Below are 20,712 nucleotides of genomic sequence, written 5' to 3'. Positions count from 1 at the left end.
ACGTTCTCGCGCGCGGGGACGGGCGGCCGCTGTGATACATTTCGTCGTCCGAGACGCCAAACTACCACATCCCCGATTCGCCGCCGCAGTATGTCCGACAGCAAGGAATCCGCCGAAGCCGCCGTTGCCGGACCAGCGCATCATGAACATCGACGGCTTCGCCGCATTCTGAAGTTCGCCCTGGCCGTCGCTTTTCTCGTCTACTTCATAGTTGCCGCCCTATTTCTCGGGCTGCGCTATATCGTGCTGCCCCGCATCGACGATTTTCGTCCGCGCATCGAAGCGCTCGTCGCCCAGCGCCTGCATGCGGACCTCCGAATCGCCAAGCTGGCGCCCTATTGGGCCGGGTTCGAACCGGGAATCGACGTGACCGGCCTCGTCATTCGCGATCGTCGGGGAGCGAGCGCGCTGTCGGTGCCGCATGCCACCGCCACGCTCTCGTGGCGTTCGCTGCTGACCGGAAAACCGGTGCTGGCGAGCCTCGTGATCGACCGGCCGGACGTGCTGGCCGCGCGAGAAGCCGACGGCACGCTTTGGGTCGGCGCCGTGCAAGTGCCCACGACGCACACGGGCAACGATACATTCTCGACCTGGCTGCTGTCGCAACAAGCGATCGTCTTGCGCGGCGGCACGCTGCGCTGGCGCGACGCACAGCGCAACGCACCGGAGCTGGCGCTGCACGACGTACGCCTTGCAATCCTGAACGCGGGCTATGTGCACCGGGTCGCCCTGCAAGCGCCGGCCGAGGGCACACTGCTCAAGGGCCCGCTCGACTTCCGGGCGCGCTTTCGTCATACGCCGCTCGAGTCCGTCGGCAAACCCCAGAATTGGACCGGCCAGGCGTATCTGTCCACCGGTCCCGTCGAATTGGCGATGCTCGGCCGCTATGTGAAATTGCCGATCGCAGCCTACGGCGGCAGCGTCGACAACGCAATCTGGGCGCGCTTCTCGGGCGGGCACATCCGCTCGGCGCATGGCCGCTTGGAGGGAGCCGATATCGCGCTACGCGTACGCCCGACGCAACCGAAACTCGATATGCCCGTCGCCCGATTCGGCTGGGCCGTGCAAATCGAGGCGCAGCGCGACTACCGCATCCGGTTGACCGATCTCGTGGCCGAACTCGCACAGCCGCCGCTGCCGGACGGCACGCCCGTGTCGCGCACGCTGGATTTGACCACGCTCACGGGGCACTATCGCGTACCGACGGTCGAGCATGGTCAATTGATGAGCGTATCGGGCGATCGGGTCGACCTAGGCGTACTCGCTCAATTTACGCGCGCCTTGCCGGTACCGCGCCGATTCCTCGACGAACTCGTCCGCTTCGATCCGCGCGGCATGGTCGCGAATTACACGATCGCGGTCGAACGCGCTCGCCCCGCCGATGCGCTCGCCGCCAGCGAAGAGCGCGTCGCCGGTACCGCGCCCGTCGTCCACTATCGCTTTAAGGCCGACTTGCAAGGCTTAAGCTTCGCCGCGCAGGAGCCGCCGCCGGGCTTATCGGCGGCCGGTCACCCGCGAGCCGGCCTGCCCGGGTTCGAAAATCTGTGGGGCAATATCGATGCGGACGAGCGACAAGGCACGATCGCGCTCGATACCGTTAACGCCGCCGTCACGGTTCCCGGGGAATTCGACGATCCGCGGCTGAAGTTCGACCGGCTTCGCATGCGCGGAAATTGGACCGTCAGTCCCACGCGCGCGCCCGGCGAGGCGCACAAGTCGTTTTCGGTATCGGTGCCCGAGCTCAGCGTCGATAATCCGGACACGGCCGGCTCGGTCGCGGCAACTTATACGAATCCGGGGCACGGGCGAGGCCAACTCGATCTGAAAGCGACGATCGCCCGGGCGAAAGTGCCGACGATCCCGCGCTATCTGCCCACGAGCATCGGCGAACATCTGCGCCATTACCTCGGGCACGGTCTGCAAGCGGGCACGGCGCGCGAGGCCACGATCGAAGTGCATGGCAGCCTCGACAAGTTTCCGTATTCGCGCGAACCGCAGGCCGGCGTCTTCCGCATCGTCGCGCCGTTCACGGGCGGCAAGTTCGATCCCTCGCCCTACCCGCCCAAGACGCTGAAAAACGGCACGCCCGATATCTGGCCCGCGATCGACGGCATCGACGGCGTATTCACGCTGAAGGAAAACAAACTGCGCTTCGACATCGCGCGTGCGCATTACAAGCGCGCGGCGATCACGAGCGTTGCCGGCCGTATCGACGATCTCGGCAGCCATGCGTCGGACCTCGTCATCGCCGGACAAGCGCACGGCCCGCTCGCCGACCTGCTCGACTACGTGAACAACAGCGCGCTTGCCGGTATGTCGGGGCATGCGGGCGAGAAAGTACGCGCAAGCGGCGCAGCCGGGCTCGCGCTCACGCTGACGGTTCCCCGCACCCACGAGCCGCACGTCGGGGTGACGGGCGCGGTGACGTTGGATGGCGATACCTTGTCCGCCCCGCAGTTTCCGCCGCTCGAAAATATCAAAGGCCAGGTGCGCTTCACGAAAAACTCGCTTTCGCTTGAGCACGTCGCGGGACGCTGGCTCGGCGGCGACGTGCGTGCCAGCGGAGCCCTGCAAGAGAACGGCCAATATGCGTTCGACGTCGCGGGCCGAATCGCAGCCGACAGTGCTCGTCAATTGGATCTCGAAGGCCCCGCCGCGAAACTGCTCGCCCATACGTACGGCGCGGCGCCCTACTCGATCGCCGTACGCGGCCACACGGGCGGGTTGCCGACGGTCTCGGCGACATCGGATCTGAGCGGCCTCGCCTTGGACTTGCCCGCCCCGCTCGGCAAGCCGCTCGGCACGCCGATGCCGTTCTCGCTCGAAGTCAAACCGCTCGGCCCCGCGCAGGGATCGGACGAAGAGATTCGCGCACGCGCAGACCTGCAACTCGGGCCGGTTCGCGCCGCCTACATGGTCGAACGGGGCACCCCCACCGCGGGGAAATCGGCGATCTCGGTGACGAGCGGCGCGATCGCGTTGAACGAACCCATCGCCCTACCGCCGCAAGGCGTCAGCGCGGTGCTGACCGGCGACACGTTCGACGCCGACGCCTGGCGCGCATTCGCCCGCGAACTGCACCAAGCGCCCGCCGCGGCGACGGGCGAGCGCGGGCAGCCGCGCCCGGCGTCGAACGCACCGTCGCACGCCGCGCAGTTCTTGCCGACACGTATCGCGGCACGCTTCAAGACGCTCAAGCTCATGAACCGCCAATGGTCGAACGTCGCTATCGACGCGACGCATGCCGCCTCGGATTGGCAAGCCGATCTCGCCTCGGACGAGGTGGCCGGCAACGTCTTTTGGCATCCCGGCGAGGCCGATACGGCGGGCGGCCAGTTGCGCGCCCGGCTCAGCAAAGCCTCGATCCCGGTCGCGGTCGGCCACGACCTGCTCGGCCAGCTCGCGCCGAGCGCGAACGAGCCGATGCCGGCGATCGATCTCGTCATCGACGATTTGACGATGCGCGGTCACTCCATCGGCCGGCTCGCCGTCAACGCGCGCAACTTCGAGGAAGACGGCGTACCGGTGTGGCAGGTCGATAGGCTGGACATCTCGAACCCGGCCGCTCATCTCGTCGCGACGGCCAATTGGCGCAGCTCGCGCCGGCTCGGCAACAGCGTCGACGCGGATACGCCGCGCCGCACGATCGTCGATTTCAAGCTCGACGTCGCGGATGCCGGCGCGCTCCTCGATCGCTTCGGCCTGCCGCGCACGGTGAAAGCCGGATCGGGCTCGCTGACGGGCAAAGCGGTATGGCGCGGCGGCCCGACCGCTATCGACTATCCGACGCTCGACGGCAACGTGGCGATAGACCTCCATCACGGCCAGATCCTGAAGGTCGATCCGGCCGTGGCCAAGCTGCTCGGCGTGTTGAGTTTGCAAAGCATCACGCGCGTGCTTGCGTTGAACTTCCGCGACGTCATCGGCGAAGGGCTGCCCTTCAAGAGCGTCACGGCCACGGCCCACGTGCGCAACGGCATCGCGCGCACCGACGATTTCCATGTCGTGACGGCGCCGATGCGCGCCGATTTGTCGGGCACGGTCGATCTTGCGCAAGAGACGCAGGATCTACGCGTGGCGATTACGCCGACGTTGTCGGCGGGCTCGGCCGTGATCGCCGCGACCGTCGTCAATCCCCTGCTCGGCCTCGGCGCGCTCGTGGCGAACGTCGCGCTCTCGCAATCGATCTCGCATGCGTTCGCGCACGACTATTCGGTCACGGGATCGTGGTCGCACCCGCTCGTCGAGCGGGTCACGTCCGATCGGGGTAAGATGACTGCTCCGACCGAGGCAACGGACAAGTAGCGTGCCCACGCTGGGCCAAGCGCTCGGCAGCACGCTGCGCCCACGACCCTCGGCAGTACCCGATATCGAATTCATGAGCGATCGCCCCGTCCATACGACACCGTTTCGCGTCGCCGCGCTCCAAATGGTCAGCACGCCCGAGCGCGAACGCAATCTCGAAGACGCCGAGCGCCTGATCGCGCAAGCGGCGGCCGGCGGCGCCGGGCTCGTTTTGCTCCCCGAGTACTTCTGTTTCATGGGGTATAAGGACGCCGACAAGCTCACGGTGCGCGAATCGTACGGCGACGGTCCCATTCAGCGTTTTTTGGCCGATAGCGCGCGCCGCCACGGCATCTGGGTGATCGGCGGCACGCTGCCGCTGACCGTAACCGATCCGCTCGATACCGCGCGCGTGCTCAACACCACGCTCGTGTTCGATCCGAGCGGCGCATGCAAAGCGCGCTACGACAAGATCCACCTATTCAATTTCGAGAAGGGCGCCGAATCGTTCGACGAGGCACGCACGATTCGCCCCGGCAGCGAGGTTTGCACGTTCGACGCGCCGTTCGGGCGTGTCGGCCTGTCCGTCTGCTACGATCTGCGCTTTCCGGAGTTGTACCGGCGCATGGGCGATTGCGCGCTGATCGTCGTGCCTTCGGCCTTCACCTATACGACGGGTCGCGCGCATTGGGAGATGCTGCTACGCGCACGCGCCGTCGAGAATCAGTGCTACGTGCTTGCCGCGGCTCAGGGCGGCACGCATGAAAACGGCCGCCGTACCTGGGGCCACAGTATGTTGATCGACCCTTGGGGCGAAGTCGTGGCCGTGCTCGACGAGGGCGCGGGCGTCGTCGCCGGCGACATCGACCGCGCGCGCATCGACGAAGTGAGGCGCAGCCTCCCCGCTTGGCGCCACCGCGTGCTTGCTTAACCTTTTTCGTATCGAAACGACCGCATGAACCTGATCGAACCCGGTATTCGCAATCTCGCGACCGCGAAGGACGTCCTCTTGACGCCCTACGGCCTCGACGAAGCGCGCCTCACGCGCACGCTCGCCGATATTTTCACGCACCGAGTCGATTACGCCGACTTGTACTTCCAAGCGACCCGCAGCGAAGCCTGGAGCCTCGAGGAAGGCATCGTCAAGTCGGGCAGCTTCAGCATCGACAAGGGTGTCGGCGTGCGCGCCGTCGCCGGCGACCGCACGGCCTTCGCCTACTCCGACGACCTCTCGGTCGAAGCGCTGACGCAAGCCGCACACGCGACGCGCTCGATCGCAAAGGCGGGCGGCGGCAAACAGAAGATCAAGGTGGCCAGCGCGCTCAAGGGCGTGGCGGGACGCGACCTCTATTTGGCGGCCGATCCGCTCGCCTCGCTCGACGCCACCGAAAAGGTCAAGTTGCTCGAGCGCATCGAACAAATGGCGCGCAGCCGCGACACACGCATCACGCAGGTGATGGCCGGCCTTGCGGGCGAATACGACGTCGTCCTCGTCGCCCGGAGCGACGGCGCGCTCGCGGCCGATGTGCGCCCGCTCGTCCGCGTATCGGTGACGGTGATCGCCGAGCAAGACGGCCGGCGCGAAATCGGTAGCGGCGGCGGCGGCGGGCGGTTCGATTACGGCTACTTCACCGACGACATCCTCGCTCGTTACGTCGACGACGCCGTCAAGGCTGCGCTCGTGAACCTCGAGGCTCGCCCGGCGCCGGCCGGTGCGATGACGGTCGTGCTCGGCCCGGGCTGGCCCGGCGTCTTGCTGCACGAAGCGATCGGCCATGGGCTCGAGGGCGATTTCAACCGCAAGGGATCGTCAGCCTTCGCCGGCCGCATCGGCGAACGCGTCGCGGCCAAGGGCGTCACGGTCGTGGACGACGGCACGTTGCCGAACCGCCGCGGCTCGCTGAACATCGACGACGAAGGCAACCCGACCCAATGCACGACGCTGATCGAGGACGGCGTGCTCAAAGGCTATATCCAAGATACGCTGAACGCACGGCTCATGAAGATGCCGGTGACGGGCAACGCCCGGCGCGAATCGTACGCCGCGCTGCCGATGCCGCGCATGACGAACACGTACATGCTTGCCGGCGACAAGGCCCCTCAAGAGATCATCGAGTCGGTCAAGCACGGCCTTTACGCCGTCAACTTCGGCGGCGGCCAAGTCGACATCACGAACGGCAAGTTCGTGTTCTCGGCGTCTGAGGCGTACATGATCGAAAACGGCAAGGTCACCTACCCGGTCAAGGGCGCGACGCTGATCGGCAGCGGCCCCGAGTCGCTCAAGTACGTCAGCATGATCGGCAACGACATGGCGCTCGATACGGGCGTGGGCGTCTGCGGCAAGGAAGGCCAAAGCGTGCCCGTCGGCGTGGGCCAACCGACGCTGCGTATCGACAATTTGACGGTAGGCGGCACGGTCTGAATGACATGGCCATGCACGCATTTTGCATCGCCACGCCGTTTGACGCGGAATATCCGCATTGTTTGCCGTCACGGGTTGCCGACCGCGCCTAACGGGCGTATAAAGTGAAACGCACCTTTTTTACGAGCCTCACCCCTGCCATGTCGCCGAAGTTTCATTTTCACTTTTACTTCTTTTGGCATCTCAGTCCGCTGGCGGATCGAGAGGGGTGTTAGCGCGTTACGCAAACCCGAATTCCCGAAAAACCGCCAGCGAACCTGGCGGTTTTTTTTCGCCTCGGCAGGTCGATCGTAGGCGAGCCCCGAACCCGATGAGGAGAAGTACAACATGCCCCCGCACAATACCGATGACGTCCGTATCCGCGAGCTGAAAGAGCTGACGCCGCCTGCGCACTTGATTCGCGAGTTCGCCTGCACGGAAGCGGTCTCCGACCTCATCTACGGCACGCGCCGCGCACTGCATCGGATCCTGCACGGCATGGACGATCGACTCATCGTCATCATCGGGCCGTGTTCGATTCATGATCCGAAGGCTGCGCTCGAGTATGCGAGCCGGCTCGTGCAAGAGCGCAAGCGCTTCGCCGGCGAGCTCGAGATCGTCATGCGCGTCTACTTCGAAAAGCCGCGTACGACCGTGGGCTGGAAGGGCCTCATCAACGACCCGTATCTCGACAACAGCTTCAAGATCAACGACGGTCTACGCGCCGCGCGCGAATTGCTCGTCGGTATCAACGAACTGGGCCTGCCCGCGGGCACCGAATACCTCGACATGATCAGCCCGCAATACATCGCCGATCTGGTGTCGTGGGGCGCGATCGGCGCACGTACCACCGAATCGCAAGTGCATCGGGAATTGGCCTCGGGGCTCTCGTGCCCGGTGGGCTTCAAGAACGGTACCGACGGCAACGTCAAGATCGCCGTCGATGCGATCAAGGCCGCGTCGCAGCCGCACCACTTCCTCTCGGTGACGAAGGGCGGCCACTCCGCCATCGTCTCGACGGCAGGCAACGAAGACTGTCACGTGATCCTGCGCGGCGGCAAGACGCCGAACTACGATGCGGCCAGCGTCGATGCGGCATGCGCCGACATCGGCCGCGCCGGACTGGCGGCGCGCCTGATGATCGACGCGAGCCACGCCAACAGCTCGAAGAAGCACGAGAACCAGATTCCCGTGTGCGCCGACATCGGCCGGCAAGTGGCCGCCGGCGACGAACGCATCGTCGGCGTCATGGTGGAATCGCATCTCGTGGCCGGCCGGCAAGATTTGCAGCCGGACTGCACGCTGACGTACGGCCAAAGCATCACCGACGCCTGCATCGGCTGGGACGAAAGCGTCGCGGTATTGGAAGGGCTCGCCGAAAGCGTCAAGCAGCGGCGCATTGCGCGCGGTAGCGGCAACTGAACGATCGAGGTATGCGCGGTCTGCGCCCGATGGGCGCAGACCGCACCAATGAAGCGGGCCGCCCGGCTTCGAGAGCGTTCGCTCCCGAAACTGGGCGGCCCGTTTGCCGCTTAGGCTAGATCAATCAGGCCAGCGCGCCCGATCCGAACACTTCGCTGTGGATCCGCGCCGGATCGACGCCGAGCGCCACGAGCGCATCGCGCTGCACTTCCATAAAGGCCATCGGCCCGCACAGATAGTAGTCGGCATCGGGCAAGACGGCTTGCTCGGCGATGCGCGAGAAATCGATCCGGCCTTCGAAGTCGTAATCGACGCCTTGCTTATCGGCCGGCCCCACTTCTTCGTAAAACACCGCGCGGGACACGTTCGGTTGCGCCTGAACGGTTTGCGCGAGCCATTGCTTGAACGCGTGAACCTTGCCGTTGCGGCATGCATGCACGAAGGCTACGCGACGCGCGCTGCCTTCGGCCGCCAACGTCGAGAGCATCGACATCATCGGCGTAATGCCCACGCCGCCCGACACGAGTACGACCGGCGTCGATTTCGTGCGATCGAGATGAAAATCGCCCATCGGCGCCGTCACCTCGACGATGCTGCCCTCTTCCACACCCTCGTGCAGCAGCGTCGAGAGGCGGCCGGCCGGAATGGCCTCGTTCCCGCTTTCGCGCTTGACGGAGATGCGCAGCCACTTACCATGCGGCGCGTCCGACAAGCTGTACTGCCGAGGCTGGTCGACGCCCAGCTCGCCGACATACCGCTTCACGGTCACATATTGGCCCGGCTCGAAACCCGCGGCCGGTCCGCCGTCTGCCGGCGTGAGGTAAAACGACGTGATCTCATCGCTTTCGACCACTTTGCGCGAAACGGTGAACGGACGATAGCCGCTCCATGCCGCGTTGTCGTAGAGCTTCGCTTCGGCGCCGATCATGATCTGTGCGAGCTGCGCGTAGGCGGCTCGCCAAGCCTCGAGCGTCGCTTCGTCCACAGCATCGCCGAGCACTTCCACGACCGAAGCGAGTAGGTTTTCGCCGACGATGGGGTAGTGTTCGGGACGGATGTTCAGACTTGCATGCTTATGCGTGATCCGACCGACCGCCGAGCCGAGTGCGCCGAGATTATCGATATTGGCCGCGTACGCATAGACGGCGTGCGCGAGGACGTCGGCTTGACTGCCGCTCTCTTGATGCGTCTGGTTGAACAGGTTGCGCAGTTCGGGGCGATTCGCAAACATGCGGCGATAAAAGTGCTTCGTGATCGTCGCACCGTGTTCGGCGAAGACAGGAGCGGTTGCTTTGACGCGGGAAATTTGGTCGGGCGTAAGGGCGGAGGTCATCGTTTTGGCGTTCCTCGTTAAGATGCATCAAGAATACATTTTAACAAACCGCCCACTCCATACGACACATTGTCGCAGGGCAGCATGCCGCGCACGCCGCGGGAACCCTGCGTTTGCCCTTTTGTCGCGCTCTCGTCTGCTGCACCCGCGCGATCAGGCGCGGCGCCCGGGCTGCCACAGCACGTCTTGCCCGCCGCCGGCCCGATTCAGCACGCGCGATAAGACGAACAGCAAATCGGATAAACGATTGACGTAGCGGCGCGGCGCACCGGCGCCCGACGCAACGGCGCCCGACGCATCGGCAAGCGGCTGCGCGGCGCCGAGCGTGACGATCGCGCGCTCGGCGCGGCGGCAAACGGTGCGGCACACATGCGCAAGCGCGGCGGCGCGTGTGCCGCCCGGCAAGATGAACTCCTTCAGCGGCGGCAAATCGGCGTTGTAATGCTCGAGCCATCCATCGAGCCGAGCCAAATGCGCATCGCCGATCACGGTATGGCCCGGGATGCAGAGCTCCCCGCCCAAGTCGAACAAGTCGTGCTGAATCGCGGTCAACGCGTCATGCACATCGGCCGGTAACGGCTCCGTCAGCAACACGCCGATCTGCGAGTTCAGTTCGTCGACCTCGCCCATCGCCACGACGCGCGCATCGTCCTTGCGCACGCGGCTGCCGTCGCCGAGACCCGTCGTACCGTCGTCGCCCGTGCGCGTTGCGATTTTGCTCAAGCGGTGGCCCATGTCATGACTCCCTTTATGCGTTGACGACGTACCGGCGGTTATCGGCGCTCATCGGCGCCTATGGGTGCTGCCCTACGCCGATAGGCGAAGCGACTCATTATAGGCGGGCGGCGAAGGGCTTTTGGCCGGCGTTCGGCTATGCGGCTAAGCCTTTCGGCCAATTCTGACGGCCCGGCGATCGGCGTAGAATGAAGCAAGCTTTGAACGGGGGCACGCTTGCCGAAGGCTGCTCGCGCGCCAAGTGCGCCTGCGTTCGACTACACCGACATACCAATGCGCGACACGTCGATCACCGCGTCGCGCCGGGAGACGCTATTCGTGAACCACCCCGTGCCTCCAGCCGCGGTACGCCCCCGCCGGCCGTTCCCGTCCGAGTTGCTGTCCGCGCTGCAAGCGCAATTCGGCGAACGCGTCTCCATATCGGAGGCTGTGCGCGCGCACCATGGCCGCGACGAATCCCCATTCGATCCGCAATTGCCCGATGCCGTCGTCTTCGCGCAGAGCACGGAGGAAGTGCGCGCGATCGTCGAGCTGTGCGCACACTACCAGGTGCCCATCATCCCCTACGGCAACGGCTCCTCGCTCGAAGGACAGTTGCTTGCCGTGGAAGGCGGCGTCAGCATCGACTTATCGGGCATGAACCGGATCGTCTCGATCGCGGCGGAAGACATGACGGCCACCGTCGAGGCCGGCGTCTCGCGCAAGACGCTTAACGAAGCGCTACGGGATACCGGACTGTTCTTTCCGATCGACCCCGGTGCCGATGCGAGCTTGGGCGGCATGTCGGCCACGCGGGCCTCGGGTACGAATGCCGTGCGCTACGGCACGATGCGCGAGAACGTACTCGGCCTCACCGTGGTGCTGGCCGACGGGCGCGTCGTCAAAACCGGCACGCGGGCCCGTAAATCGTCGGCCGGCTACGACCTGACGCGGCTTTTCGTCGGCTCGGAAGGAACGCTCGGCGTCATCACCGAAGTCACCGTCCGGCTCTATCCGCAGCCCGAAGCCGTGTCGGCGGCCGTCTGCGCATTCCCGTCGATGGGCGAAGCCGTTCGAACCGTCATCGAAACGATTCAGCTCGGCGTGCCGATTGCGCGCGTCGAATTCGTCGATACGCTCGCCGTTCGCGCGATCAACCGGCATTCGAATCTCACCTTGCCGGAATCGCCGACGCTCTTTTTCGAATTCCACGGCAGCGACGCGGGCGTGAAAGAGCAGGCCGAGCGCGTCGAAAGCGTCGCCGGCGAGCACGGCGGTAGCGGCTTTGCCTGGGCCACGCGGCCCGAGGAGCGCAACCGCCTATGGAACGCGCGCCACACGGCCTTTTTCGCGATGCTGCAATTGAAGCCGGGTTGCCGCGCCGTGACGACCGACGTCTGCGTGCCGATCTCGCGCTTGGCCGATTGCGTCGTCGAAACCGAACAAGACTTGCTTGGGTCGCCGCTGCCTTGCCCGATCGTCGGCCACGTCGGTGACGGCAATTTCCACGTCGCGATGCTCATCGACCCAGAGAAGCCAGAAGAACTCGAGGAAGCGGAACGCTTGAACCGGCGTGTCGTGCAACGGGCGCTCGCGATGGGCGGCACGTGTACGGGCGAACATGGCATCGGGCTGCACAAGATGGACTTCTTGCTCGACGAACACGGCCCCGCGGCCGTCGACGCCATGCGCGCAATCAAGCATGCGTTCGATCCGCGCAATCTGATGAACCCGGGCAAGATCTTTTCTTATACGGCCTGAAGCGGCCAACGGGGGAGCCTATGGAAGCCGTTGTCTCGTCGCCGAGCGACGTCCGCGCCGAGCGCCAACGCGAAGTCGTGCAGGCGCTCATGGCCACGCTGCCCGCGCACTGCCTACTCTATCGCGACGAAGACACCGCGCCGTACGAGTGCGACGGCCTGAGCGTCTATCGACAATTGCCGCTTGCGGTCGCGTTGCCCGAAACCGAGGGCCAGGTGCAGCGCGTGCTGCAAATTTGCCGGCGGCTCGGCGTGCCCGTCGTACCTCGCGGCGCAGGCACGGGCCTGTCGGGCGGCGCTACGCCGATCGCGCACGGCGTCGTGCTCTCGCTCTCGCGGTTCACGAAGATCGTCGACGTCGATCCGTATGCGCGCACGGCTACCGTCCAACCTGGTGTGCGCAATCTTGCCGTCTCCGAGGCGGCCGCACCGTACGGGCTTTACTACGCGCCCGATCCCTCGTCGCAAATCGCCTGCACGATCGGCGGTAACGTCAGCGAAAACTCGGGCGGCGTGCATTGTCTCAAGTACGGCTTGACCGTCCATAACGTGCTGCGCGTGCGCGCCGTGACGATGGACGGCGACATCGTCGAGTTCGGTTCGCTCGCGCCCGACGCGCCCGGACTCGATCTGCTCGCCGTCATGATCGGCAGCGAGGGGATGTTCGCCATCGTGACGGAAGTCACGGTCAAGCTCATTCCGAAGCCGCAAACGGCGCAAGTCGTCATGGCGAGTTTCGACGATGTCGTCAAAGGCGGCGAGGCCGTCGCGGCCATCATCGCGGCCGGCATCATTCCGGCGGGCCTCGAGATGATGGACCGGCCCGCCACGCGCGCCGTCGAGGCGTTTGTCGGCGCCGGTTACGACCTCGACTGTGCGGCCATTTTGCTATGCGAATCCGATGGCACGCCCGAGGAAGTCGCGGACGAAATCGTCCGAATGACCGCCGTACTGCGCGAACACGGCGCGACACGCCTGCAAATCTCGCGCACCGAGGCCGAACGACTGCGCTTTTGGTCGGGCCGCAAGAATGCGTTTCCGGCAGCGGGACGAATCTCGCCCGATTACTACTGCATGGACGGCACCGTCCCTCGCCGCAGCATCGGTCCGCTGCTCGCGCGGATCGAAACGATGGAAGGCAAGTACGGGCTGCGTTGCATCAACGTCTTCCATGCGGGCGACGGCAACATGCACCCGCTCATCCTATTCAACGGCAACGACCCGGACGAGCTACGCCGCGCCGAGGAGTTCGGCGCCGAGATCCTTGAAGCGTGCGTCGAATTCGGCGGCACGATTACCGGTGAGCACGGGGTCGGCGTCGAAAAGATCAATTCGATGTGCGTGCAGTTTTCGGATGCGGAGCGTGAGGCCTTCTTCGCGGTCAAGCGCGCGTTCGACCCAGCCGAATTGCTGAACCCCACAAAGGGGATTCCCACTCGCGCGCGCTGCGCCGAGTACGGCAAGATGCACGTGCGCGGCGGCTTGCTGCCGCATCCGGACATACCGCGTTTTTAAAGGGCCGCCGGGTGAAGCGTACCCACGGACTTACCCCTAGGCGCCCGCGCCGCGGCTTGTCTCGCCGCGCTCGGTCGGTACAATCTGTAACGAACGCCATGACGGCATGACTTGCTAAAAGCCGGCACCACCGGATGAACGACACGACGAAGCGCGAAGCCATGCAGGACGAGGACATCGTGGCCTACTGGTCCGAACGGATCCGGCAGGCCACGGCCGAGGCGCGCCCGCTGCGCTTGCGCGGTGCGGGCACGAAAGATTGGTACGGCCAACAACTTCAGGGCGAAATACTCGATACGCGCGCCTATCGAGGCATCCTTGCCTACGACCCCGCGGAACTCGTGATCACGGCCCGCTGCGGCACGCCGCTCGCGGAGATCGAGGCGACGCTCGCCGAACACGACCAGATGCTCGCCTTCGAGCCGCCGCACTTCGGCCGCGCCTCGACGTTCGGCGGCTGCATTGCGGCCGGCATCTCCGGGCCACGCCGGGCGCAAGCGGGCGCGGCCCGGGATTTCGTGCTAGGCGTCACGCTGATGAACGGCGCCGGTGACGTGCTGCGCTTCGGCGGCCAGGTGGTCAAGAACGTCGCCGGCTACGATGTCGCGCGGCTCATGGCCGGCTCGCTCGGCACGCTGGGTTTGATGCTCGATCTGTCGGTCAAGGTCATGCCGCGCCCCGCGATGGAAGCCACGCTCAAATTCGATATGAATGGGACCGATGCCGTTCGCAAGCTCAACGAATGGGGCGGGCGGCCGCTGCCGATCACGGCGAGCGCCTGGCGCAACGGCACACTGGCCGTGCGTTTGTCGGGCGCGGAGACCGCGGTGAAGTCGGCCCGCAACACGATCGGCGGAGAGGTTGTCGACGCCGTCGAAGCCGAGCGGTTTTGGGAAGGGCTGCGCGAGCAAACCGATCCCTTCTTCGCCTCGATTCCCCCCGATTCGGCGCTATGGCGTCTTGCCCTGCCCTCGATCACGGAACCGCTGCAACTGCCGGGGGCGCAGTTGATGGAATGGGGCGGCGCGCAGCGCTGGTGGATCACCGATACCGATGCGCAGACGGTGCGCATCAGCGCCAAGCAGGCGGGCGGCCACGCGACGATCTTTCGGGCAGGCCGAAGTTTCGACCGCAGCGTCGGCGTCTTTACCTTGCTGCCGATGCCGCTCCAGAAGATCCATCGCGGCCTGAAGGCCGCCTTCGACCCGGCGCGCATTTTCAATCGCGCACGGATGTACCCCGATTTCTGATGCCTATGCCGACGATGACGTTTGAACGGCGCCTAGCGCACTCGCCGATCGCCTGGCGGCGCAAAAGCTAAGAGGCGACAGCGACGCAATGCAGACCCAACTCGCAGACTTCATCCGCAACACAGCCGACGGCGACGAGGCCGATGCGATCTTGCGCAAATGCGTGCATTGCGGCTTTTGCACGGCGACCTGCCCGACCTATCAATTGCTCGGCGACGAATTGGACGGGCCGCGCGGACGCATCTACTTGATCAAGCAAATGCTTGAAGGCGGCAGCGTGACGCGCAGCACGCAGTTGCATCTGGACCGTTGCCTCACTTGCCGCAGCTGCGAGACGACATGCCCCTCGGGCGTGCAGTACGGGCGGCTCGTCGAGATCGGCCGCGAGCACGTGGAGAAGAGCGTGCCGCGGCCGCTGCGTCAGCAACTGTTGCGCAGGGTGCTCGCGAGCGTGCTGCCCAATAGCGCGCTGTTCGCGCCGGCTATGCGGCTCGGACAGTTGGTTCGTCCGTTCCTCCCGCGCCGCTTGCGCGACAAAGTCCCGCCGCGCCAACGGCTGCTCGAATGGCCGAATCGCGCCGAGCTTGCCCCGTCCGAGGGTACGGCGCGCCGCATGTTGCTGCTCTCCGGCTGCGTGCAACCGTCGATGCTGCCGAATATCAATATCGCAACGGCGCGCGTGCTGCATGCGCTCGGCATCGAGACGTTGATCGAACCCGAAGCCGGGTGCTGCGGCGCGATTCGGCTTCATTTGGGCTATCGAGACGAGGCGCTCGACGATGTCCGGCGCAACATCGACGCCTGGTGGCCTCACGTGGAAGCCGGCGTCGAGGCAATCGTGATCAACGCCTCCGGTTGCGGCGCGACCGTGAAGGAATACGGCCATCTGTTGCGCAACGACCCTGCCTATGCGGGCAAAGCGCAGCGAATCACCGAGCTCTCGCGCGACGTCGTCGAGGTGTTGGGCGGCTTCGAGACGGAATTGGCCGGACTTGCGCGACGGCGCGGCGTGCACACGGTGGCCTACCATCCGCCGTGCACGCTTCAACATGGACAGCAGATCCGCGGGGCGGTCGAGCATCTGCTCGCCACGCTCGGCGTGGAAGTGCGGCTCCCGGCCGACAGCCATCTGTGCTGCGGCTCGGCGGGTACCTATTCGGTCACGCAACCTGCGATGTCCTATACGCTGCGCGATCGGAAAGTACGCAACCTAGAGGCGCTCGAGCCGCAGATGGTCGTATCGGGCAACGTCGGGTGTATCGCTCATTTGCAAAGCGGGACATCCATGCCCGTCGCGCACTGGGTCGAGTTGGTCGAGCATTTGGTGTACGGGTGACCCACTTCAGTGGGTTTCGCGATTGATGAAAACCGACTCCGCCCGATAGACGAGAGATAGCTGTGCTGCATGCGGACCTCATGGGTCGATGAAGGAGTCCTTCCGAAGATCGCCTGCCAGAACCTGCCTCAGCATGAAAAGGTGAGCGTCCAAGAAACGCCTCGGCTCAATCGGATCCACGCGATCGAAAACCATATGCCAGATAATCGCCATGACCATTGGGCCGATAAGCGCTTCCGGCGTCTCGCTCAGAGGGGATGGGGTCAGCTCGCCGCGCGCGATGCCGCGCGCCATCGCCCGGTGAAGGATTTCTCTCCCCCTGCTTATCAGAAGCCGGTGATACAGCTCCGCGATGGCCGGAAAACGCCGCCCCTCGCATATGATGATCCGTACCAATAGCTCCACGTCTTGGGTGAACAAGGTCGCATAAAGGCGCTCGATCAACACGGTCAAGAGGTCGGAGGTCGTGCCCTCATGGGACTCGACAATGCTTGGCAAAGCCTCGAAGGCGGGGGCGATGCCCGATGACAAAGCCGCTTCGAAGAGCGCTTCCTTGCTGCCGAAATATCGGTAGATCGTGCCCTTGACGATGCCGGCCCGGGCGGCAACGTCATCCAGCCGCGTCGCCTCGAAACCATGCTCGGCAAACTCGGCCAGGCCCGCCGCGATGATTTCCTGAGGTCGCGCTTCTTTGCGTCGGCGCCGCTCTTTGCCCGCCGCCCCGGATGCCTGCTCTTCCATCGATTCCGTTTCTCCACCGAATTGCACGACGCCGATGGCCGCTGCACCCATCGGGACGTCCAACATTACCATTTAATGACTCCATAGTCATTAAATCATTGACTGCATCGACGACCACTCTATAATGACCGAGGAGTCATTAACTCAATCATCGGCGGAGCACTCAATATGTCTATCGAAGGAACATACAAGATCACGGTCAAAACCCCACTCGGTCCGAAGGACGCGCAAATGACGCTCCGCGCCGAGGGAACGACGCTGTCCGGCTATATCGAGACCGCCAAGGGTCGCTCCGATTTTTCCGGCGGCACCGTCAATGGCCACGAATTCCGTTTCCCGGCCCGCATCGGAACGCCGATCGGGCGCGTTCATGCCGACGTCGAAGGAAGGGTCGACGGCGATCGTTTGACCGCCACGGCGAAGTTGCCACTCGGCACCGCGGAAATCGAAGGCGCCCGGATCTAACCATCTGACCTCGAGATAGGAAGAGCCATGTCTACTAGCATCCCGAGTTATTCGTTCGCCGAACGCGACCGGCGCTGGTCTATCGCCAACACGCTCATGGAGGAGCGCGGGCTCGATGCTTTGCTCGTCTATGGGGATCGCGAGGGGGCGTTTCCCGCCTTTTATGCCCCGGACACATGGTTGACGAACGAACGCCCGGGTTCGATCGTCATCGTTCCGAAGGGCGAAGAGCCGATCGTCATCGTCTTCCTCGTGACCGTCATAGCGGATCACATCCAGGCGGCAGCGTCCGGATACACGAGCTGGATCAGGCCCGAGAATATCTATACGGGGAAGATGGGTTCGAATGTCGTCGAAATCATCGAAGACCGCGGTCTCAACCGGTGCAAATTCGGCGTCGTCGGGCTGGAACCTTATCCCCCCTACTATTTCGATGGCGTCATCCCCTACAACACGTGGAAGGGGATCGTGGACGACCTGCCGGAAGCGCGCTTCGAGGCAGTCGGTAACGACTTCTTCGCCCGAACGTCGGTCAAAAGCGCCGAAGAGATTGCCGTTCTGAAATGGTCGGCAAGCGTCGGAGAAAAAATGTGCGCCGCGATGCGCGATGCGACTCGTCCGGGCGCCGGCGAGCATGAAATCTATGCGGCTGCCCTCGACACCGCGGCCCGCAATGTGGGTTACTGCGGTCAGATTTTGCTTGGCTCCGGTCCGGAATTCGTCGGATGGGGACCGCCTACATGGCTCTATCGGCCCGAAACACCGCGCACCATCAGGGAAGGTGACGTTGTTCTGTCGGAGGTCTTTTCGTCGTTCGGCATGCTTGAAACCCAGCATCAGCCAGCGATTGCCGTCGGCAACGTTCACCCCGACTTCCATGATGCCGCGGCTCTCGCGCGCGCGTCTTATGAGGCGGGGGTCAAGGCGCTCAAAGCCGGAAGCGTTTTCGCCGATGTCGTCGAAGCGATGCGAGTGCCGATGCGCGAGCGGGCATGCTGGCACGCTCACCCTCTCGTTCATTCGCTGACGCCCTATACGATGATCGGCGCGGGCGAGCGCCTTGCCGACCTGCCCGAATTGGCCCGTTACGGCAAGGTGTTGCCCATCCCTTCGATGGGTAACGACCGGGTGCTAGAAGCCGGAATGGTCTTTGCCCTCGAACCGAACTGCGGAATCGGTCGGCGCTTGATCAATCTCGGTGGGACCGTCCTTGTCGGCGAGGACGGCGGCATCGAACTCAATAGCAACTCGACCCGGCTGATGCTGGCATGAGCGTTGTCAAGGCACGGTGCCGACATTCGTCCACAATTGTTCGATGCAGGAAGCCCCCAACCACGACCGCGAGGGCGCAATGGGGGAGTCGACACCGCCGAAGCCTGCTCCACCCGCGCCGTATAATCCGCGACAGACCTCGTGCCCTCGCTCACGCACAACCTATGTCCCATATCGCAGAGAACCTGCGGGCCGTTCACGCCCGCATCGAACGCGCGGCCCAGGCGGCCCACCGCTCCCCTGAGTCGATCGAGCTGCTGGCCGTCTCCAAGACGTTCCCAGCCGAAGATGTCCGGGCGGCCTTCGCGGCCGGTCAACGCGCCTTCGGCGAAAACTACGTGCAGGAGTCGCTAGCTAAGATCGAGGCGCTCGCCGATCTGCGCGCTCAGATCGAATGGCATTTCATCGGCCCGCTGCAATCGAACAAAACGCGGCCCGTCGCCGAACAGTTCGATTGGGTTCATTCGGTCGATCGTCTCAAGATTGCGCAGCGCTTGTCCGAGCAGCGCCCCGACGCCCTTCCCGCTTTGAACGTCTGTCTGCAAGTGAACGTCAGCGGCGAAGCCTCCAAGAGCGGCGTGCCCGCACGTGACGCGCTCGCCCTGGCGCGCGCGATCGCCGCGCTGCCCAAGCTGCGTCTGCGCGGCTTGATGTCGATTCCCGAACCCGCCGACGACATCCAAGCGCAGCGCGAGCCCCATCGAATCTTGCGCACGCTGTTCGAGACGCTATGCGCCGAAGGCCTGGCGCTCGATACGATGTCGATGGGCATGTCGAGCGACTTGGAAGCGGCCGTCCTCGAAGGGGCGACGATGGTGCGCATCGGCACGGCGATTTTCGGCAAACGCGATTACTCGCACTGAGCCGCCGTGCACACCTGCGCCGCGCGAATGAAAGCACGTCCCCATCAATCGGTTGTACCCAACTGAATTGCGCACGGCGGCGATCTATAATCAGCCGCTGCGCCCACTCCCATCCTCGACATGAAAATCGCATTCATCGGCGGCGGCAACATGGCCGCGGCATTGATCGGCGGCCTGATCAAGCGCGGCGTCGCACCGGCCGACCTCTACGCCATCGACGTCAACGAAGACGCGCGCACCCGTACGCACGAGCAGTTCGGCATCGCGACGGCAGCCTCAGCCGACGAGGCCCTGGTTGACTACGACGCGATCGTGCTGGCCGTCAAACCGCAGGTGTTGAAAGCCGTATCGGCATCGCTCGCACCTCACCTGTCGACGCAACTCGTCGTGAGCATTGCCGCCGGCATTCGCGGTGTCGACTTGTCGCGTTGGCTCGGCGGCTACACGCGCATCGTGCGCGCCATGCCGAATACGCCTGCCCTGATCGGCCAAGGCGTCACCGGATTGGCCGCGCTGTCGGGTGTCGACGAAACCGGCCGGTCGCTCGCCTCGCAGGTGCTGGGCGCGGTCGGCACCACGGTTTGGTTCGATGATGAAGCGAAGATCGATGCCGTCACCGCGATCTCCGGCAGCGGCCCCGCCTATGTGTTCTATTTCATCGAGGCGTTGCAAGAAGCAGCGCGCCGTCTCGGTTTGGGCGAAGACGAAGGTCGCGCGCTCGCGCTCGGCACCTTTGCGGGCGCGGCTCAGTTGGCCGTGCAATCGGAGGAAAGCGCGTCCGTCTTGCGCGAACGCGTGACGTCCAAGGGCGGCACGACAGCCGCGGCGCTCGCGGCGTTCGATGCGCAAGGCGTCAAGGAAGCGATCGTAAACGGCGTGCTCGCAGCCGATGCGCGCGCCAAGGAAATGGGCGACGAGCTCGGCAATCAATAAGTCACGGTCGCGGGATCAATCGAACTGGCGCGGCCAATACGGCCTCGCCAGTCTCGAACGAACATCGAGGGATGAATGCGCCGCGCAAAGGCGCATTGCCATACCGGCGGCAAATGCGTGCAAGCACTTGCCGCTATCGGATCGCTTATTGCCAGCCGGGGTGTCGCACCCGGTAGTACTCCAAAGCCGCGGCGCGTTCTTGCTCGGCTTGGCGAGCCAGTTCTTCGGCCCGCGCCAAGTGACCGCCAAACTCCCCACCGTGTTCTTCTTGAATGACGTGCATTTCGTGGATCGCTTGCTGAAGGTCGCGGGTCGCACCCATTGCCTTGTTATGCAGCTCATCGGCGGAAGCGACGTTGGCGACCAAAAGGGCGCTGGCAAGCAAGATGACGGTTTTGATCTTCATTGAAATCTCCCAGGTAA

The 20,712-nt window shown here is 64.6% G+C and carries 16 protein-coding genes; 12 read left to right on the top strand and 4 right to left on the bottom strand.

Annotation, left to right across the window (positions count from 1 at the left end; translation table 11 throughout):
• Positions 1-90 precede the first annotated feature (90 nt).
• The 4 genes from AB1286_RS15715 to aroG all read left to right on the top strand — a co-directional run bounded on the left by AB1286_RS15715 (position 91) and on the right by aroG (position 8,107).
• Positions 91-4,305 (top strand): YhdP family protein, encoded by a 4,215-nt coding sequence (locus AB1286_RS15715; protein ID WP_430364130.1) that lies wholly within the window; start codon positions 91-93, stop codon positions 4,303-4,305.
• Positions 4,306-4,378: 73 nt separating this feature from the next.
• Complete coding sequence (locus tag AB1286_RS15710) at positions 4,379-5,215, top strand: carbon-nitrogen hydrolase family protein (protein WP_430365085.1); 837 nt, start codon at positions 4,379-4,381, stop codon at positions 5,213-5,215.
• A gap of 24 nt (positions 5,216-5,239) precedes the next feature.
• Entirely contained in the window at positions 5,240-6,706 is a 1,467-nt protein-coding gene (gene tldD / locus AB1286_RS15705; RefSeq protein WP_430364129.1) for a metalloprotease TldD, read from the top strand.
• Positions 6,707-7,033: 327 nt separating this feature from the next.
• Positions 7,034-8,107 (top strand): 3-deoxy-7-phosphoheptulonate synthase AroG, encoded by a 1,074-nt coding sequence (gene aroG / locus AB1286_RS15700; RefSeq protein ID WP_430364128.1) that lies wholly within the window; start codon positions 7,034-7,036, stop codon positions 8,105-8,107.
• A gap of 124 nt (positions 8,108-8,231) precedes the next feature.
• On the opposite strand, the gene hmpA is transcribed toward aroG, so the two are convergent.
• Together hmpA and AB1286_RS15690 are read right to left on the bottom strand one after the other, a co-directional pair.
• Positions 8,232-9,440: an NO-inducible flavohemoprotein gene (gene hmpA, locus AB1286_RS15695; RefSeq protein ID WP_430364127.1), complete on the bottom strand. Its 1,209-nt coding sequence runs from the start codon at positions 9,438-9,440 to the stop codon at positions 8,232-8,234.
• 153 nt (positions 9,441-9,593) lie between these two features.
• On the bottom strand, positions 9,594-10,175 hold the full coding sequence (locus AB1286_RS15690) for a cob(I)yrinic acid a,c-diamide adenosyltransferase (protein ID WP_430364126.1): 582 nt from the start codon (positions 10,173-10,175) through the stop codon (positions 9,594-9,596).
• A gap of 318 nt (positions 10,176-10,493) precedes the next feature.
• Here AB1286_RS15690 and AB1286_RS15685 point away from each other — a divergent pair, with 318 nt between their 5' ends.
• From AB1286_RS15685 to glcF, 4 genes are all read left to right on the top strand, one after another.
• Complete coding sequence (locus AB1286_RS15685; protein WP_430365084.1) at positions 10,494-11,915, top strand: FAD-binding oxidoreductase; 1,422 nt, start codon at positions 10,494-10,496, stop codon at positions 11,913-11,915.
• Between the two features lie 20 nt (positions 11,916-11,935).
• The gene (locus AB1286_RS15680) at positions 11,936-13,429 is read left to right on the top strand and encodes an FAD-linked oxidase C-terminal domain-containing protein (protein ID WP_430364125.1); all 1,494 of its coding nucleotides are present in this window, start codon (positions 11,936-11,938) and stop codon (positions 13,427-13,429) included.
• A gap of 161 nt (positions 13,430-13,590) precedes the next feature.
• Positions 13,591-14,679: a glycolate oxidase subunit GlcE gene (glcE, locus tag AB1286_RS15675; RefSeq protein WP_430365083.1), complete on the top strand. Its 1,089-nt coding sequence runs from the start codon at positions 13,591-13,593 to the stop codon at positions 14,677-14,679.
• A gap of 88 nt (positions 14,680-14,767) precedes the next feature.
• A complete protein-coding gene (gene glcF / locus AB1286_RS15670; RefSeq protein ID WP_430364124.1) occupies positions 14,768-16,015 on the top strand; it encodes a glycolate oxidase subunit GlcF in 1,248 nt (415 codons plus the stop codon).
• A gap of 78 nt (positions 16,016-16,093) precedes the next feature.
• On the opposite strand, the gene AB1286_RS15665 is transcribed toward glcF, so the two are convergent.
• Entirely contained in the window at positions 16,094-16,828 is a 735-nt protein-coding gene (locus AB1286_RS15665) for a TetR/AcrR family transcriptional regulator (RefSeq protein WP_430364123.1), read from the bottom strand.
• 159 nt (positions 16,829-16,987) lie between these two features.
• On the opposite strand from AB1286_RS15665, the gene AB1286_RS15660 reads away from it, so the two are divergent.
• From AB1286_RS15660 to proC, 4 genes are all read left to right on the top strand, one after another.
• A complete protein-coding gene (locus AB1286_RS15660) occupies positions 16,988-17,221 on the top strand; it encodes a hypothetical protein (protein WP_430364122.1) in 234 nt (77 codons plus the stop codon).
• Positions 17,222-17,248: 27 nt separating this feature from the next.
• Entirely contained in the window at positions 17,249-18,493 is a 1,245-nt protein-coding gene (locus tag AB1286_RS15655) for a M24 family metallopeptidase (RefSeq protein WP_430364121.1), read from the top strand.
• 164 nt (positions 18,494-18,657) lie between these two features.
• Positions 18,658-19,356, top strand: a complete 699-nt coding sequence (locus tag AB1286_RS15650; RefSeq protein ID WP_430364120.1) for a YggS family pyridoxal phosphate-dependent enzyme — start codon at positions 18,658-18,660, stop codon at positions 19,354-19,356.
• Positions 19,357-19,476: 120 nt separating this feature from the next.
• Complete coding sequence (proC, locus tag AB1286_RS15645; protein WP_430364119.1) at positions 19,477-20,289, top strand: pyrroline-5-carboxylate reductase; 813 nt, start codon at positions 19,477-19,479, stop codon at positions 20,287-20,289.
• A 145-nt stretch (positions 20,290-20,434) separates the two neighbouring features.
• Here the strand turns inward: proC and AB1286_RS15640 are convergent, their stop codons facing one another.
• Positions 20,435-20,695, bottom strand: a complete 261-nt coding sequence (locus tag AB1286_RS15640) for a hypothetical protein (protein WP_430364118.1) — start codon at positions 20,693-20,695, stop codon at positions 20,435-20,437.
• Positions 20,696-20,712 lie beyond the last annotated feature (17 nt).

This window comes from Trinickia sp. NRRL B-1857, assembly GCF_050470685.1.
Classification (GTDB): Bacteria; Pseudomonadota; Gammaproteobacteria; order Burkholderiales; family Burkholderiaceae; genus Trinickia.
Note: the sequence above shows the minus strand (reverse complement) of the source record. Positions and strands in the feature narration are given on the sequence as shown.